Source organism: Chryseobacterium sp. Mn2064 (assembly GCF_049319685.1).
In the GTDB taxonomy this organism is placed as follows: domain Bacteria; phylum Bacteroidota; class Bacteroidia; order Flavobacteriales; family Weeksellaceae; genus Chryseobacterium.
This window is the reverse complement of sequence record NZ_JBMOUE010000008.1, coordinates 153362-168433: the sequence shown is the minus strand read 5'-3', so window position 1 is coordinate 168433 and position 15072 is coordinate 153362. Positions and strand designations below refer to the sequence as shown.

18 protein-coding genes are annotated in these 15072 nt (G+C 35.7%); 9 read left to right on the top strand and 9 right to left on the bottom strand.

What is annotated here, in order from left to right:
• Positions 1-28 precede the first annotated feature (28 nt).
• From ACL9RH_RS22725 to guaB, 5 genes are all read left to right on the top strand, one after another.
• Complete coding sequence (locus ACL9RH_RS22725) at positions 29-538, top strand: RNA polymerase sigma factor (RefSeq protein WP_422695610.1); 510 nt, start codon at positions 29-31, stop codon at positions 536-538.
• Positions 513-1193 carry a hypothetical protein gene (locus ACL9RH_RS22720; protein WP_422695609.1) on the top strand — a complete coding sequence of 227 codons (681 nt, stop codon included), beginning with the start codon at positions 513-515 and terminating at the stop codon, positions 1191-1193. Before ACL9RH_RS22725 ends, ACL9RH_RS22720 begins: the two co-directional genes overlap by 26 nt.
• A 16-nt stretch (positions 1194-1209) precedes the next feature.
• Entirely contained in the window at positions 1210-2508 is a 1299-nt protein-coding gene (locus ACL9RH_RS22715) for a DUF4252 domain-containing protein (RefSeq protein WP_422695608.1), read from the top strand.
• Between the two features lie 10 nt (positions 2509-2518).
• Positions 2519-3022, top strand: coding sequence for a DUF4252 domain-containing protein (locus ACL9RH_RS22710; protein WP_422695607.1), 504 nt, complete (start codon positions 2519-2521; stop codon positions 3020-3022).
• Between the two features lie 239 nt (positions 3023-3261).
• On the top strand, positions 3262-4722 hold the full coding sequence (guaB, locus tag ACL9RH_RS22705; RefSeq protein WP_422695606.1) for an IMP dehydrogenase: 1461 nt from the start codon (positions 3262-3264) through the stop codon (positions 4720-4722).
• Positions 4723-4838: 116 nt separating this feature from the next.
• On the opposite strand, the gene ACL9RH_RS22700 is transcribed toward guaB, so the two are convergent.
• The 4 genes from ACL9RH_RS22700 to ACL9RH_RS22685 form a co-directional block, all read right to left on the bottom strand.
• Positions 4839-5528 carry a T9SS type A sorting domain-containing protein gene (locus ACL9RH_RS22700; RefSeq protein WP_422695605.1) on the bottom strand — a complete coding sequence of 230 codons (690 nt, stop codon included), beginning with the start codon at positions 5526-5528 and terminating at the stop codon, positions 4839-4841.
• 6 nt (positions 5529-5534) lie between these two features.
• Entirely contained in the window at positions 5535-6128 is a 594-nt protein-coding gene (locus ACL9RH_RS22695; RefSeq protein ID WP_422695604.1) for a phage tail protein, read from the bottom strand.
• Positions 6129-6405: 277 nt separating this feature from the next.
• A complete protein-coding gene (locus ACL9RH_RS22690; protein WP_422695603.1) occupies positions 6406-6582 on the bottom strand; it encodes a bacteriocin-like protein in 177 nt (58 codons plus the stop codon).
• A gap of 193 nt (positions 6583-6775) precedes the next feature.
• Complete coding sequence (locus ACL9RH_RS22685; protein ID WP_422695602.1) at positions 6776-7846, bottom strand: DUF4407 domain-containing protein; 1071 nt, start codon at positions 7844-7846, stop codon at positions 6776-6778.
• Positions 7847-8080: 234 nt separating this feature from the next.
• On the opposite strand from ACL9RH_RS22685, the gene ACL9RH_RS22680 reads away from it, so the two are divergent.
• Positions 8081-8389: a hypothetical protein gene (locus ACL9RH_RS22680; RefSeq protein ID WP_422695601.1), complete on the top strand. Its 309-nt coding sequence runs from the start codon at positions 8081-8083 to the stop codon at positions 8387-8389.
• Positions 8367-8822, top strand: a complete 456-nt coding sequence (locus ACL9RH_RS22675; protein ID WP_422695600.1) for a hypothetical protein — start codon at positions 8367-8369, stop codon at positions 8820-8822. The genes ACL9RH_RS22680 and ACL9RH_RS22675 overlap by 23 nt, the downstream gene beginning before the upstream one ends.
• A gap of 154 nt (positions 8823-8976) precedes the next feature.
• On the opposite strand, the gene ruvC is transcribed toward ACL9RH_RS22675, so the two are convergent.
• Positions 8977-9531 (bottom strand): crossover junction endodeoxyribonuclease RuvC, encoded by a 555-nt coding sequence (gene ruvC / locus ACL9RH_RS22670; protein ID WP_047424950.1) that lies wholly within the window; start codon positions 9529-9531, stop codon positions 8977-8979.
• Between the two features lie 103 nt (positions 9532-9634).
• On the opposite strand from ruvC, the gene ACL9RH_RS22665 reads away from it, so the two are divergent.
• Together ACL9RH_RS22665 and ACL9RH_RS22660 are read left to right on the top strand one after the other, a co-directional pair.
• A complete protein-coding gene (locus ACL9RH_RS22665) occupies positions 9635-10126 on the top strand; it encodes a hypothetical protein (RefSeq protein ID WP_422695599.1) in 492 nt (163 codons plus the stop codon).
• Positions 10127-10128: 2 nt separating this feature from the next.
• Positions 10129-11490: a M64 family metallopeptidase gene (locus ACL9RH_RS22660; protein WP_422695598.1), complete on the top strand. Its 1362-nt coding sequence runs from the start codon at positions 10129-10131 to the stop codon at positions 11488-11490.
• A gap of 26 nt (positions 11491-11516) precedes the next feature.
• On the opposite strand, the gene ACL9RH_RS22655 is transcribed toward ACL9RH_RS22660, so the two are convergent.
• From ACL9RH_RS22655 to ACL9RH_RS22640, 4 genes are all read right to left on the bottom strand, one after another.
• Complete coding sequence (locus tag ACL9RH_RS22655) at positions 11517-12050, bottom strand: 2'-5' RNA ligase family protein (protein WP_422695597.1); 534 nt, start codon at positions 12048-12050, stop codon at positions 11517-11519.
• A 108-nt stretch (positions 12051-12158) separates the two neighbouring features.
• A complete protein-coding gene (locus ACL9RH_RS22650) occupies positions 12159-13283 on the bottom strand; it encodes a serine hydrolase domain-containing protein (RefSeq protein WP_422695596.1) in 1125 nt (374 codons plus the stop codon).
• A gap of 118 nt (positions 13284-13401) precedes the next feature.
• Positions 13402-14298 carry a hypothetical protein gene (locus ACL9RH_RS22645; RefSeq protein WP_422695595.1) on the bottom strand — a complete coding sequence of 299 codons (897 nt, stop codon included), beginning with the start codon at positions 14296-14298 and terminating at the stop codon, positions 13402-13404.
• A 36-nt stretch (positions 14299-14334) separates the two neighbouring features.
• Positions 14335-15045 carry a diphthine--ammonia ligase gene (locus ACL9RH_RS22640; RefSeq protein ID WP_422695594.1) on the bottom strand — a complete coding sequence of 237 codons (711 nt, stop codon included), beginning with the start codon at positions 15043-15045 and terminating at the stop codon, positions 14335-14337.
• Positions 15046-15072: the final 27 nt, after the last annotated feature.

Genomic DNA, 15072 nt, shown 5'->3' with positions numbered 1-15072 from the left:
ATTGTCTTACCTATAAGAAACAAAACTCATGACCCAAGAAACTTTCAAGAATACGGTGTTTATTCTCAAAGACGAGATGTATCGTTTTGCGAAGCGATTTGTCATGAGCAGTGATGAAGCAGAAGATGTGGTTCAGGATCTCATGATGAAGTTTTGGCAGAAGAAAGATGAACTTGAGCAGTTTGGGAATCTCAAATCCTATGCGCTGAAGTCTGTCCGGAACGAATGCCTGAACCGGCTGAAGCACCACGATGTAAAGATCGGTTTTGCGGATATGCAGCTGCATCGCTCGGAGCTCTATAGTATGGATGTGAACAACCTTAAGGAACATATTATAGGATTTATCAACCAGCTCCCGGAAAAGCAAAAGATGGTAATCCACTTGAAAGATGTAGAAGAGTATGATATTTCTGAAATTTCTGAAATGCTGGAAATGGAAGAAAATGCAGTAAGGGTAAACCTTATGCGGGCAAGACAAAAAGTAAAAGAACAAATCTCACAACTGATGAGCTATGAACAAAGATCAATTACAAAATAAATATAACGAAGTTTTCCAGGAAATAAAGGAAGAAAAGATGGACTGGAGCTTTGATGATTTCCTCCAAAAAGCAGAAGGTAAAGATCCTGAGGAAAATGCTGCTCCCATCATTCCGCTGAATGAGAAGAAAAGCCCTTCCTTTCCCAAATGGTTTTGGATGGCCGCCAGTGTAACACTGATTGCCGGACTCGGCTTTTTTCTTACTGGCAACTATGATGAAGGAACTTCAAACAAAGAAAAACTGGTGAAAGAAGAAATCCTTAAGCAAAAGTCTGACTTTATAGAAGAAAATAGCGATCATCAGGAACAGGTAGCGGTAAATCATACCGATTCTATCTCCGGAGCGAAAAAAGATTCTATTTTTCAGGAAAATCAGGTGGCAGAAAAAGATGTGATGGATCAAATCCTGCCTAAAAGAGGAAGACTTAAAAAGGAAGCCAAACCGCGTTATGTGGACAATACTTCCTTTAGAACCAAAAAAATAAGCGATTCTACAGCGTATAATGACTCTTATGTTACGGTAAACGGTAAAAGAATCAGCAGTGAAAAAGAAGCTATAGACGTTGCCAAATATTCCTTTATGAAACTAGGAAACGAATTTAAAAAATCGGTAGCTTCTTCTCAGAAAAACGAAAACATTGACAGTGAATACTAAAAATCAGAGCAATCTCATGAAAAAAATATTTTTTATAATCGCCATAATTTTAAACAGTTTTGTAACCTATTCTGCACAAACTGATAAATTGAACCAACTTTTTCAGGATTTTGAAAAAAATGGCGGCGTAACTTCGATCAATATTAAAAAGCCTATGTTTAAGCTTTTAAATACCATTGATGTAAACGATGCATACGTCGGAAAAATAAAACCAATACTGAATGAAGTAGATGGTCTTAAAATCTTGATCATTCCTAAAGCAACTTTTCCCGATGCCTTAAAAGATGAAAATCTTGCGAACATCAAACTCAATGAAGAAAGGACAGAGAAAGTAAACAAAGCTCTGAAATCTCTTAACTTTAATGAACTTTTGTCTTTGAACAGTGATGGTACTTCCATGAAGTTCTTAGCTGAAGATGAGAAAGATAATTATCTGGAAAATCTTGTATTTAACGTTGATTCTAAAGAAGAGAACATTATTTTTATTCTCAACGGAAAAATGAAGCTATCCGATGTTAATAAAATTGTGAATTCCAACGGAATCACCAGCAGTTCTGTATCCACTTCTGTAACTACCTCTGTGAAAACTGATTTTACTTCAGAAAATACCTCCTCTTATCTCAATGGAGACAGTAGAAATGTAGGGAACTTTTCAAAGATCGATGTGAGTGAAGGGGTAACAGTTAACTTCAAGCAAGAAAATACAAGAAGTGTAAAAGTAATTGCTGATGCTGACAAACTTCAATATATAATAACGAGAGTAGAGGATGGAGTTTTGAAGATCTATATCGATAACAAAGGAGTTAGAAACTTGAGATTTAAGAATCTAAGTGTGAATGTTTCTTCACCAAACCTTCAAAGAATTAAAACTTCATCAGGAAGTATTTTTACAGCAGTGAATACTATTTCCGAAAACAGTTTAGAGATTGAAGCAGATTCAGGATCTATTCTTAAAGGAAAGTTTGACATCAAGCAGGCTACAGCGGTATCAGTAACTTCCGGTTCTGTTCTGAAGGCTGATATTTCAGCACAGAAAATGGCTCTTAGCACATCCAGCGGAGCAAATGTCACTTTATCCGGACAGGTAGCATCAGCAGCAATTGATATCAGTAGTGGAGCTTACTGTAAGGCAGAAGATCTGAAGATAAATACAGGTATTGTAGAAGCAACATCAGGAGCAGCCCTTTCTATCCTGGTGACAGAAAAATTGAAGGTAAGTGTATCTTCAGGTGCCGATGTAAAATTAAGAGGTAATCCTGAATTGGATGCTACGGTAGACAAACTTTCAGGAGGTAGCCTTCGACAAATCAAATAAAAAACAAACTATGAAAACTCTTAGAAACATTTTTCTGATGATCCTGGCTATTGGAATGCTTCAGTCATGTATTGTTTCAGAAAAGCCTAATATGGAATTTTTCTCAGACTCAAAATATGACTTCAAAGGCGCTAAGTTTGCGAGCATCAATGTACCGATGGTTTTGGCTAAATCTTATATCAAAAAGGCTCTGAAAGAAAGTGGAGAGAGTGAAGAAACGATCAATCTGGTAAAGAAGGCTTCCAAAATAAAAGTTCTGACGGTTACCAACGGAAGTAAAGAGATGTTGCAAGATTACAGCCAATATTTAAAAGATCATCATTATGAAGAATGGGCTACGATTAAACATGACGGGGATGATGTCAATATCAGGGTAAAGCAAGATGGAGATGCTATTAAAAATATGCTGATCATGGTTGGCTCCAAAGAAAAAGAACTTGTTTTTGTAGATGTAAAAGGAAACTTTACTGCTAATGATATTTCAAAAATGATAAACTCTGTTTCTGAAAAATAAATCAGGGCTATTTTGAAATTTTATATAAAACTAAAAATAAGGTTAAATAGCTATTTAAAGAATAATTTTAATGATATTTTACAAGTAGTTTCTATATATTCAATTATTTTGTACTATAACCGTTCTGATAATAAGGGCGGTTTTTTGATTTAAGTTATTGATTATTAAATTTTATTTAAACTATCAAAAAGGATTTTCATATCTCACAAAAATAGCCTAATTTTGCAAAGAAAGTAAAGATGTCTATTCATAACAAAATTGTAGAGACAGCCATCACTTTCGATGACGTTCTTCTAGTCCCTTCTTATTCAGAAGTTTTACCTAACCAGGTTTCATTAAAATCAAGACTTACCGACAAAATTACGCTGAATGTTCCGATAGTTTCCGCTGCGATGGACACCGTTACAGAAGCTGATCTGGCTATTGCTTTGGCAAGAGTTGGAGGTTTAGGTTTTATCCACAAAAACATGACCATCGCTGAGCAGGCTGCACAGGTAAACCGTGTGAAACGTTCCGAAAACGGAATGATCTCAGATCCTGTAACGCTTTCTAAAGATCATACTTTAGGGGATGCTAAAGGTTTGATGGCTAAATATAAAATCTCTGGTTTACCCGTTGTAGATGCTGAAAATGTATTAATTGGAATTATCACAAACAGAGATGTAAAATATCAGGAAAACCTTGACGTGAAAGTGGAGGAATTCATGACGAAAGATAATTTGATCACTTCTGATAAAAATACCAATCTTGAAAAAGCGAAAGAAATTTTGCTTAAAAACAGAGTTGAAAAACTTCCTATCGTAGATGCAGAAAACAAATTGGTTGGATTGATTACGATTAAAGATATCGACAATCAGCTTGAATATCCAAATGCTAACAAAGATCAGAACGGAAGATTAATTGTTGGAGCAGGTGTTGGAGTAGGTGAAGATACTTTAGAAAGGATTGAAGCATTAGTGAAAGCAGGTGTTGATATTATTGGTATCGATTCTGCTCACGGCCATTCTATTGGAGTTTTAAACAAAATTAAAGAAATCAGACAGGCATATCCTGATTTGGATATCGTTGGTGGAAATATTGTAACCGCTGAAGCGGCTAAAGACCTTATTGAAGCTGGAGCAAATGTTCTGAAAGTAGGTGTTGGTCCTGGTTCTATCTGTACAACGAGAGTTGTTGCCGGAGTTGGTGTTCCTCAATTGTCTGCAATTTATAATGTGTATGAATATGCTCAGACTAAAAATATTGCGGTAATCGCTGATGGTGGTATTAAACTTTCGGGAGATATTGTAAAAGCAATTGCAAGTGGAGCAGGAGCCGTAATGTTAGGTTCACTTCTTGCTGGTACTGATGAAGCACCGGGTGAAGAAATCATCTTCCAAGGTAGAAAATTCAAAACATACCAAGGTATGGGAAGTCTTTCTGCCATGAAGAGAGGTGGAAAAGAAAGATATTTCCAGAGTGAAGCTAAAAAATTCGTTCCGGAAGGTATTGAAGGAAGAGTTCCAAGTAAAGGAAAGTTAGAAGAAGTTATTTTCCAGTTAGTTGGAGGTTTAAGAGCAGGAATGGGGTATTGTGGAGCAAAAGACGTTACGGCTTTACAAACCGAAACCAAAATGGTAATGATCACAGGAAGTGGATTGAAAGAATCTCACCCGCATGATGTTATCATCACTCAGGAAGCTCCAAACTATTCATTGTAAGAATAAATAGTATAATATACATAAGGCTGTCCAAAAAATGAGACAGCCTTATTTTTATATAATAAAAGCCTCCGGAAATCCGGAAGCTTGAGGTAGTTTATTTGTTTTAATAGGTTCTATTTTTTCAGGAACTTAAATTCGTGATGTTTAAGATCTTTTGTGGTGATCATTAATACATACATTCCTGGCGAAAGTTGAGAAACATCAATCTTAGAATCAAACATTTCAGACCTTACAAGTCTTCCGTCAATATTATAAATTTGAATGGTACGTCCGTCATTCATTCCTGAAACACGAATGAAATCTGAAACTGGATTCGGGAAGATCTGTATTGTATTTTTGCTTACTTCTGAAGTCGCTAACGTGCTTGTTTGTACATCGCCCGTCATTGTAGAATTGACAGCTGTAAGATTTCCTCCACATTGTCCGCTGGTTACTGTTGTGTTTTCAACCCATGTTCCTACAAGGTTTCCGGGAGGGATGGAAAGAGAATTGTTTCCTGTAGAATTATAATAAATTAAATAAGGATTGGTAAAAGTTCCATTTCCCTCATCTCCAAGAAATTCCCATCTTGTAAGCGCATTGTTCCATTGAATTTTAAACTCGCAGGTTCCTAATCCGCCACAAGGCTGTTGGCCGTCTATAGGGGTTGTCATGTAGATATTTTTATTAAAAGTATCTACCCCGGTTTTGTTGAAAATAAAGGTATTTTGACTATCAAACAAATTGGGACAACCGTTAAAAGTTATGGTCTGCGCAAAAGCTGAGCTTCCAATGACCAGACCCATTAAGTAAAGTAGTTTCATAGTTTTTTAGTTTTGGCTTGGGAACACACCTTGCAAAGCAATAATACACTTTAAGGTTATGAATGGAGGTCTGTTTTCATGGGGCTGGTTTCCTCCAGTGTTGCTTATCATAGTGCTGTTCATGGTAGTGTTTGCAACAGCATTAGAGTATTCTTTATCAAGAACTTTTGTATCTGCAGGAAGACTTCCCGTTGGGATGTTCTGATTCCCTTCACTGGTTACCGCATTTACAGTATGGCTGTGGGCTGGCATTTGTGTTACGGTTAAAGTCACAGATTCACTTCCTCCTGTCTGTCCCATGGTATAAGTTGTTGGGCCTCCCGGAGCCTGTCCGTTATGAACAACCATTCTTCCTCTCATATCTGGTAACGCAAATGTTGTAACCCCATTTCCTCCATATGTAGTGCCTAAAAGAGAGAAAAGAGGGGCATTTTGGGCTATGGGAAGTAGCTGTCCGTTGCACTCAGCCCAGTTTTTAGGAGCGAAAGTATAAGGGACAAAAGCTATTTGCCCTAAAAATGGTTCTGTAGCTTGGGCTTTTGCAGTAGTAGATGCAAATGTGCTGCATAGTAATACACATGCAATGAGTAAGTTTTTCATGATAGTAAGATTTATTGATGTAAAATTAGAAAATATTTCATATAATATGTTTGAATAAAAGAAAAATATTATATTAATTTTAACTATAATTAGATTTTATTGATTAAAATTTAAAACTTCATAGATTTTTTCTCTAAACCGTAATGGAAACTCATTGAAAAGAATATTTTTTTGTATTGAGATCAATCTTCACACAGTATATACAAATAAAAAAACCACTGTATTTACAGTGGTCTTCCTTTCATATCGATAAGAATGAAGGTACTCATTCCTTTTCTTAAAGAGCAATACAAGATCCTGGAGGTAGATCAGAGATTCTTCTACAACCTCCCGGTCCACAGCAGAATACATCTGAACTGCCACAACCGAAATTGGGTAGTTCACTGTTACACATTTTAAATCCTCCTTTGATTTTTTTCAAATTCTCTTTTGAAATTTTTCTTAGATTTTTCATAATAATTTTTTTTGGCTTTATTGTACGTTTAAATTTAAATTATTTTACTAAAAATATTTGATTTCGAATAAAAAAAAGAATTGAAAAGTAGTAGAATTGTTTGTACGAAGGCTATAACATGAAACAGATTACTAAATAAAAAAAACCTTTCTGAATAAACAGAAAGGTAGTGCGATTAATATATATGAATAGATTATTTATCTAAATTGTCCTTAAAATCCTCAATACGATAATCGGTAAGAGCATTTCCTTTTTCGATTTTTTCTTTTGAATAGAGTCGGAAATCATTTTCGGTTTTCTCTAAAAGGTAATCGTAAGGTCCAACATGAGAAATCAGTTTTACCAAAACAGGGGAAATCTCAAGACAAATGAAAAGCCCCATGATAAAAGTAGCTGCCAGTCCAATAATCGCAGAATTTTTTCCAAGCTCATCCAACGCCTGAAGCCTTGCTGCAAAACCATTAAATTTATCCTCAAATGTTTCCGTAGATTTTCTTTCCGTTTCCAGGTTGGTGTATACCTTAGAAATTTCTTTGTCGAGATATTCCAACCTTGGAGCAGCCTGCTTCTGATAGTTCTCAAGATCCTGTCTTCGTTGCTCTTTTAACTGTTGTTTACGTTTAGCATTAGGTCCGTATCCTTCCTTTCCACTCGTTAAGCCAGATTGCTTTCCTAAAATTTCCTTCTCAAGCTCTACAGATGCAGAATCATATGATTTTTGATACTGTGCTATTTTCTCCGAAATCTGTTGTTTCTCGGTATCAAACGGGCCGCTTTGTTGAAGGATTCTACCACTCATCTCACTCTGAAGCTGTTTTTTATTCCGTTGAATAATGGTATTCAGCTGTTTATTAACTTCCTTTTCAAAGATTTTAAGCTCTAATGGCTTGGAAATAATAATTCCGAGGAAGGTCGCCAATATCAGACGAGGAATAGCCATCAGAATCTGATTCCACCACGTTCCTGTTTTTTTGATGGATGAGACGATGTACCGGTCTAGGTTAAAAATCATCAATCCCCATAAAACTCCAAATCCTATTGAGGTCCAGATATCATCAAATACAGTATACATAGCATACCCTGCTGACAAAGTTGCAAAGACAGCGGTGAAAAGTACAATTCCCCCGATTCCCGAAAATTTATTCCATTCACTCGGTGTTTTTCTTAAAATATGGATGTTCCCGCCAGAACATACCATGAGAAACTTTTGGAACCAATTTATTTTATGAGTTCCTTGATTTATAGTTTGTTGGTTTGTTTTCATAACTGAAAATTTATACAAATGTACTACTAAAAATCATACCAATGTAAAAGATAGTATTATGTTTTACCAAGTAATTTTTATTTTCTGATCATAAGACTGATAATTTGATTGTTAAGTTCCTTTATAGTATTCTCTAGGTGCAGCCACAGGAATTATCACAGCAAAACAAGCAATTAATCCTGAAATATTAGGAAATTTGGGTGATTTTACTAGAGTAAACCTGGAGAAGGTGTATTGCATGAAATTTCAGAAGCGAATGAAGGTAGTTTAATATCTAAAACTGAGAGTAATTTTGTGGGAGTGGCAACTCAAGATGATGCAGCAAATCCAGCGAGTGTTTATTATAGAGCTCACAATGCGGCTGTTAAGCAACCAGGAGGAAGTATTGAGATTCAATATAAAACAAACGATGAGATAATCATTAAGAATCCAGAAGGCTTTTCATTTGGTCCTAAGGGTACAGATGTTAAGAGTGCGCAATTTATGTCGAGTGGTAGAATAATTTTTACAAAATATCCAGATGGAACATTTACACCATATTAAAAAACAATTGTTTTTTTTATCTATTTTTTGTTGTTTAACATTGCAGATTGGTTGTATGGCTAATCGTGCAAGCAATAAAATTGAAGTTGATGATAAGTATAAATATGTTGTTTACAAAATTGATTCAGTTAATAATTACTATTTAATATACTTAAGCTCTGAAGGGAAAAGCTATAAAATCGTCTCAAAGAAAGAGGAGGTTACTAAATGTAAGAAAATTAAGTTAGGAGATAAATATAATTTTTCTAGTCTTGATAGAATAATTAAACCAGAAGATTACATACCTAAAAATGTTGCAACAGGAAGTCCTCTTGAATTTGTTCCAGACTGTATAAAATTTGATGAACAAACGGAGATATGTAGAGAGAGGGGTATGGATAATATATATATGACTAAAAATTTAGCTGGATTGTGTTACATAGAAATTAAATAGCAAAATCCTTTCTCCTGCTGCTGCGAGCACCTTGTCCCCGATGGTTCAAAGGTCTTGCTAGGCTTCGGATAAATTAAAACCACTGCAATTTTGCAGTGGTTTTGTATTGTAAAAAGGTATTCTGTTTCTGTATAAAGAAAACTTACACAACCAACTACTTCAACCGATCCGGATTCTGCTTCAGAAAACTCTCCCAGCCGGAATACGATTTTGTATCGGTTATGGTTCCTGAATTAAAATGATGACATACCGCGACGGCAAGTCCATCAGAAGCATCTAAATATTTGGTGGGGAATTCTTTCAGGTTAAGAAGATTTTGAAGCATTCCTGCTACCTGTTCCTTACTGGCGTTTCCGTTTCCGGTGATAGCCATTTTGATTTTTTTAGGAGAATATTCTGTGATGGGAATATTTCGGTATAGACTTGCCGCCATCGCAACGCCTTGTGCACGGCCAAGTTTTAACATACTCTGTACATTCTTTCCAAAGAAAGGAGCTTCTAAGGCTACTTCATCAGGATGAAACTCGTCAATTAAAGAAAGGGTTCTTTCAAAAATGTATTTAAGCTTGGTTTCGTGATTAGGGTATTTTTTGAGGATAAGCTCATGGATGGATACCATCTCCATTTTCCCTTTTTTTACGGAGATAATACCAAATCCCATTACGGTTGTTCCTGGGTCAATTCCTAAAATTATTTTCTCTGAAATCATTAGCACAAAGATAAGGTTTTATTAATTTTTTTTAATGATGAAAAAAAATTCAATTAATGGTGATTTGTGTTGAAATCTTTCTTAATTTTAATAAAAAATGATTATGAAAAACGTATTTACTTTATGTATTGTTCCCACAATGCTGTTCTGTAGTTTTCAGAAACAAAGTGGATTACCGCAAAAAAGAGCGGTGGTAGTGGAAAATACGGTTGCCAAAAGTGACCGGATTATCTATTTGTTTTTTAAAGCAGATAAAGATCAGTCAGGACGTGAAAAAATTGTTCTTCAGGAAAGTAAAATCTCAGAAGGCAGATTGAAACTGGCTCCATCTTTTAGCCGGGATGAAGTTGAAAGCGGAGATTTTATCATTACGATTTCCGGAGATGGAGGAAAAGAAGTTTCAAAACAACTTGTCAAAAACCCGTTGCATCCTGAGCTGGAAGTATATGAAAAAGAAGGAATTTCCAGACACAAAACTTTACTTTCCACTACGGAATTCAGTGTACGGTTCCCTTACTCTGAAAATATCCAATCTGTAAAAATTGAAAAAGCACAAGCTGACGGTGTACAGCTCCTATTCACTCAAAAGCTATAAACATGAAAAAAATTTTATTTGCCCTTTTAATCGGAAGCAATTGTTTTGCTCAGGTGTTTGATAAAGTTTCTTTGCTCCAGAATGGGAGTAATGATAAACGAATTATTATTGCGGTGTTGGGAGATGGTTTTACAAGTACTCAACAAACCTCTTTTGTATCATCGGCGCAGGCGACAGTCAATTATCTTTTTACCAAAAGTCCATATGCTGAGTATAAAAACTACTTCAATGCATATGCTGTGAAAGTAATCTCTACGCAAACAGGAGTAAAACATCCGGGAACGGCTACAGACGTGACAGAGCCTGTGATACCTGTTTCCAATCCCAACAATTATCTGGGCTCCAGTTTTGATAATGGGGTACACAGGTGTATTTACAGCAGCACAACCAATAAAGTAGGTCAGGTATTGGCTGCCAATGTTCCTGATTATGATATCACCTATGTGCTGGGCAATTCTACGGAATATGGTGGATGCGGAGGAGCTTATGCATTTGCTTCTTTAAACAGTTCTGCCAATGAAATTGTAGTTCATGAACTAGGACATTCTTTTGGGAAACTGGCTGATGAGTACTGGTTTGCCGGTTCTGGTGAATCTCCGAATAAAACTCAAACCTCTAATCCTTCAACAGTAAAATGGAAAAATTGGGTTGGCTTAAACAGTGTAGGAGTTTATCCTTATACAGAAAGTCCAAGTTGGTTTAGACCCCATCAAAGTTGCGAGATGAGATATCTGAATCAGCAGTTTTGTTCGGTATGTAAGGAAGCTATTATAGAAAGAATTCATTCATTGGTTTCGCCTGTAGATTCATATTCTCCTGCCAATACCTCTTCTGTAAATGCGAATGCTAACGTTACTTTTACAGTAAATGAAGTTTTGCCGATACCAAATACTCTGTTGAACTCCTGGAAGCTTAATGGAACCACACTGAGTGGAACGGGGAATAGCATAACAATTACCCCATCACAGCTTAATACTGGAAACAATACGTTGATTTTTTCTGTGACCGATAATACTTCGCTGGTTAAAGTCAATAATCATAGTACCGTTCACTTTACCAATGTAAGCTGGACGCTTAATAAATCAACCGCTAAAGTTTCTAAAATTGCAGCCAAAGAAAAAGGATTTAGTATTTATCCGAATCCAACCGATGGTGTATTTTATATCAGAGCAAAACAGGATTTCTCAAAAAATACCAAAATTGAAGTATATGATGGATCTGGAAAATTGATTTCAGCAAAGTCTGAGTTGAAAGATGCCTCAACTTTATGGGTTGATATCAGGCACGTTCCTACGGGTTCTTATCTTTTGAATGTTACAGAAGATAATCAGCAGATCATTTCTCAGAAAATAATCAAAGAATAAATGTAAACCGGCTTTCAATGCCGGTTTTATTTTTTAGGATCCAACAGTTTTTTCTCAGCAATAGGAACCCACTTTCCGTCATGGCGTAATAAAAGTATTTTGTCAACGATAAATTTAGTTTTGTATCTTTTTGTTTGATACTTTTCCCATGCTTTCTCATAATTCTCAAATGTCAAATCTCTATAACCTACTGTAATATGAGGATGGAAGGAATAACTGATAAAATTAAACTTTTGCTTTACCCTATTGCAAAGCTCTGTTAGTTCCATATTATTTTCCGGTTGTACATAGATGACAGGATTCTTTGGATTGGGGAAACTTCCAAAACCATTGAGTTCAATTTCAAAAGGGGGAAGATCTGTGTCAATGTCATAGAAAGCCTTAAAGATGTCACTTTGAAGGTCATGTTCTCTTGAAAAGGTAGGGAAAAGCGTAATATGGGCATCATTCTTTAAAGCCTTTGAATTCCCATAGTTTTCCACAAAATCTTTCTTAAAGGTTTTAACGTCTTCAATAATTTCCTGAGGAGGGTATATCGCTATGAAGTAAAGCTTTTTCATACAGCAATTTAAAACATTTTGAATTAATTTTTAATGCATAAGTTTGTAATATAAAATGATCTTATGAAAAAGAACAGCCTTTATAAAGGTACTTCAAAGCAAGAAAAACTAATGTGCTGATGTAAGCTGCGTAATGGTATTTTCAAGATGATCTGTAATCTTTTTAACTTCAATGTGAGGCTTGAAAATGGATCCTTTGCCTTTTTCCTCGTCTGCGATATTAGAAAGGATGATTACTGAAGTTTTGGTGTCTGGATAATAAATATTTAAAGAAGGAGATCCTTTTACATATCCACTGTGAAAATAAGAATTGGGCTTGCCGATGTTTACCATAATTCCATAGGCATAGCCCATCTTTCCGAAAACGGCATGATGTCTTTCCGCACTTTTGCCCATAAACTTCTGTAATGTTTCAGGTTTTAAAATCTTTCCGCCATACAATGCATTATTCCATGTATGAAGATCCTGAATGGTAGACAGTATTCCTCCGGCAGGAATTCCAATATCTTTTCCTCCAAGTCTTTTAGGCATATTGGGAACTTCTTGAAACTTGCCGGATGTGCCAAGGTAAGCGCTTGCGAAATAAGTTCCTTTAAAAATATCTCCTGTTGAAGAGTGGGGTATGCCTGCTTTTTTGAAAAGTTCCATCACATTGTCATCATAAGACTTTCCGGATACTTTTTCCACAATTTTTCCCAGAGCATTAAATCCGTCATTCGAATAGAAGAAATCTGAACCGCTTTTAAACATGAGTTTTCCTCCCATCAGATTCAGTCCCGAAGTATGGTTGAGAAGCTGATGAATGGTGATATTTTCATATTCCTTAATCTGGAATTCTTTAAGGTAGGTTGATACTTTATCCGTAAGATTCAGCTTTCCCTGTTCCATCTGGAGTAGAACCAACACTGCTGTGAATTGTTTACTTACAGAACCGATGGCAAAAATGGTACTGCTGTCGATCTTTGTTTTGTTCTTAAAATCAGAATAACCACTTTGTTTTCTGTACAAAGGCAAAGTGTCTTTAAAAACAGCAATGCTCCCGTTAAAATGATATTTTTTAAACACAGAATCAATCTGCTGTTCCAACAGCGTCTTTTGAAAAGCATTGATGGTAGAATCTATTATGGCTTGTTTATCAACAGTTTTAACCTGTACTGTCGGTTCATTTTTACATGATACTAAAGCAATTAATAGAAGTATAGGCAGGAGAAAAGGGAATTTTTTTAGAGTCATTTTGTATTTGGGAATAATTTTTTGGCAACATTGTTTCTCAAAAATAACAAAAAACTCTCAATTTTACTAGAGACTTATATTTGAATATCACGAAGATAAATAGCAATAGATACAGGAATCACTTCTTTTTAACAAAAGCAATATAGATGTCATTTATATTTTCTCTGGAAGTAAAAAATTTTACAAAAGCTTTAGGAATGTAATACACTTCATATCGGTTGGCATACAGAAAATAACTTTTGTTGAATATCTTGTAGTCCAGCACTTTACCATTCAAGGAAATAAATGATTGAGCTGTAGCGTAGGGAGGTCCAATGGTAATTTCACCCATTACTTTTTCATATCCGTTTTCCGACAATTGTATTGTTTGGTGCTTTGAAAGAGTATTTTTTGTATAGGTTGACATGGCACTATCGTGAAAAATATCGTCCGGTTTAAATTCAAGCAAATTTTCTTCTTTAATAGCTTCTGAAGGAATTTCCAGCGTATAATTTCCACCAGCGTCTGTTTGGGTGGAATATACTTTCGTTATCGTTATAAAGGTTACTGTTGCGGTAAGAGGTTTTCCGGATTTTTTAGATACTACTTTTCCTGTGAAAAGGGTAGGGCCGTCTTTTTCAAAATGCTGTTTTTGTTTTTTATCCTTCGAATGGTTTTTCTGAATGGCTGTTTTCTGCTTTTCCAAAGTAGCCGTTTGCCTGGGAACTGTTGTGATTACACTTGCCGTAAGAGCAATGCCTGCCGCAATGTTTGCGATTGGATATTTTCTTGATGAACTTTCAACGATATTGGTTTGATGAGTCGTAATAGGAGTATTGAGCTGCTGTTTTAACAGAATTCCACAGACTGTTTCTCCTTTTTTCTGCTCAAGAACAGCCTTTATTTCTGTAGAATTGAGATTGGAGAGATTGAGAACATTTTTTTTACAGATATTACAGAATTTTCCACCTGGAATATCCTGCATATCATCCATCGTTTGGGAACATGGTTTTTCAATTCTTAAAATAAGGCTCATGCATTTAGTTTTTCTACAAACGGTATTTGCAGGAATTTATTTCAAAATCAGATCACAGAACCAAAAAATATAATCTTCGTCTTGATCTGCATTTTCAGTTTTCGGTTTTGGATAAGTTTTCATGACAGTTTCCCCCCTTTCAAACTGAACCGGATTTTTGAAAATAGGCCCATCAAAAGTGAAGGTGTGAAATTCTCCGTTTTCTCCGCAAGGATCAACATTTTCAGGAAGATCATTCAGAAATTGCTGATCAATAATTCTTCCAGCAAAGCTTTTATCAAGATAAGTACCATTCACACAGGTTACAATGGTTTTAAAACCGAGACTTAAGAATTCAAGGATGAGGTCAGTGGTATCTTTTTTCCAGAGTGGAAATACCGCTTTCATGCCGATTGCGTTAAGCTGCTTTTCACGATATTGACGAAGGTCTTCCAGGAAAATATCTCCAAATATAGAATGGGTAATCCCCAGAGCCTGCATTTCAGTCATTGTGGTACTCATGATGTTCTGATATTCTTCCATCGACGGTTCTTTGGGAACTTCCATTTTTACCAAAGGAATGCCAATAGAAGAGGCCTGCTGTTCCAGTAGAGATACATGAACCCCATGCATCGATATTCTTTGGAACTCCTGATTGATACTGGTGAGTAGAGTCGCGACTTCATACTGATCTTCTTTCAGTATTTTATAAAGGGCAAGAGCGGAATCTTTTCCACTGCTCCAGTTGAATAAGGCTTTTGGTTTCATGATAAAAAATAAAAATCTCCCAAAAAT

Excerpts from the sequence above, each read along its gene's own strand:
- ACL9RH_RS22725 (WP_422695610.1), top strand. The coding sequence starts at position 29 with ATGACCCAAGAAACTTTCAAGAATACGGTGTTTATTCTCAAAGACGAG.
- ACL9RH_RS22720 (WP_422695609.1), top strand. The coding sequence starts at position 513 with ATGAACAAAGATCAATTACAAAATAAATATAACGAAGTTTTCCAGGAA.
- ACL9RH_RS22715 (WP_422695608.1), top strand. The coding sequence starts at position 1,210 with ATGAAAAAAATATTTTTTATAATCGCCATAATTTTAAACAGTTTTGTA.
- ACL9RH_RS22710 (WP_422695607.1), top strand. The coding sequence starts at position 2,519 with ATGAAAACTCTTAGAAACATTTTTCTGATGATCCTGGCTATTGGAATG.
- guaB (WP_422695606.1), top strand. The coding sequence starts at position 3,262 with ATGTCTATTCATAACAAAATTGTAGAGACAGCCATCACTTTCGATGAC.
- ACL9RH_RS22700 (WP_422695605.1), bottom strand. The coding sequence starts at position 5,528 with ATGAAACTACTTTACTTAATGGGTCTGGTCATTGGAAGCTCAGCTTTT.
- ACL9RH_RS22695 (WP_422695604.1), bottom strand. The coding sequence starts at position 6,128 with ATGAAAAACTTACTCATTGCATGTGTATTACTATGCAGCACATTTGCA.
- ACL9RH_RS22690 (WP_422695603.1), bottom strand. The coding sequence starts at position 6,582 with ATGAAAAATCTAAGAAAAATTTCAAAAGAGAATTTGAAAAAAATCAAA.
- ACL9RH_RS22685 (WP_422695602.1), bottom strand. The coding sequence starts at position 7,846 with ATGAAAACAAACCAACAAACTATAAATCAAGGAACTCATAAAATAAAT.
- ACL9RH_RS22675 (WP_422695600.1), top strand. The coding sequence starts at position 8,367 with ATGGAACATTTACACCATATTAAAAAACAATTGTTTTTTTTATCTATT.
- ruvC (WP_047424950.1), bottom strand. The coding sequence starts at position 9,531 with ATGATTTCAGAGAAAATAATTTTAGGAATTGACCCAGGAACAACCGTA.
- ACL9RH_RS22665 (WP_422695599.1), top strand. The coding sequence starts at position 9,635 with ATGAAAAACGTATTTACTTTATGTATTGTTCCCACAATGCTGTTCTGT.
- ACL9RH_RS22660 (WP_422695598.1), top strand. The coding sequence starts at position 10,129 with ATGAAAAAAATTTTATTTGCCCTTTTAATCGGAAGCAATTGTTTTGCT.
- ACL9RH_RS22655 (WP_422695597.1), bottom strand. The coding sequence starts at position 12,050 with ATGAAAAAGCTTTACTTCATAGCGATATACCCTCCTCAGGAAATTATT.
- ACL9RH_RS22650 (WP_422695596.1), bottom strand. The coding sequence starts at position 13,283 with ATGACTCTAAAAAAATTCCCTTTTCTCCTGCCTATACTTCTATTAATT.
- ACL9RH_RS22645 (WP_422695595.1), bottom strand. The coding sequence starts at position 14,298 with ATGAGCCTTATTTTAAGAATTGAAAAACCATGTTCCCAAACGATGGAT.
- ACL9RH_RS22640 (WP_422695594.1), bottom strand. The coding sequence starts at position 15,045 with ATGAAACCAAAAGCCTTATTCAACTGGAGCAGTGGAAAAGATTCCGCT.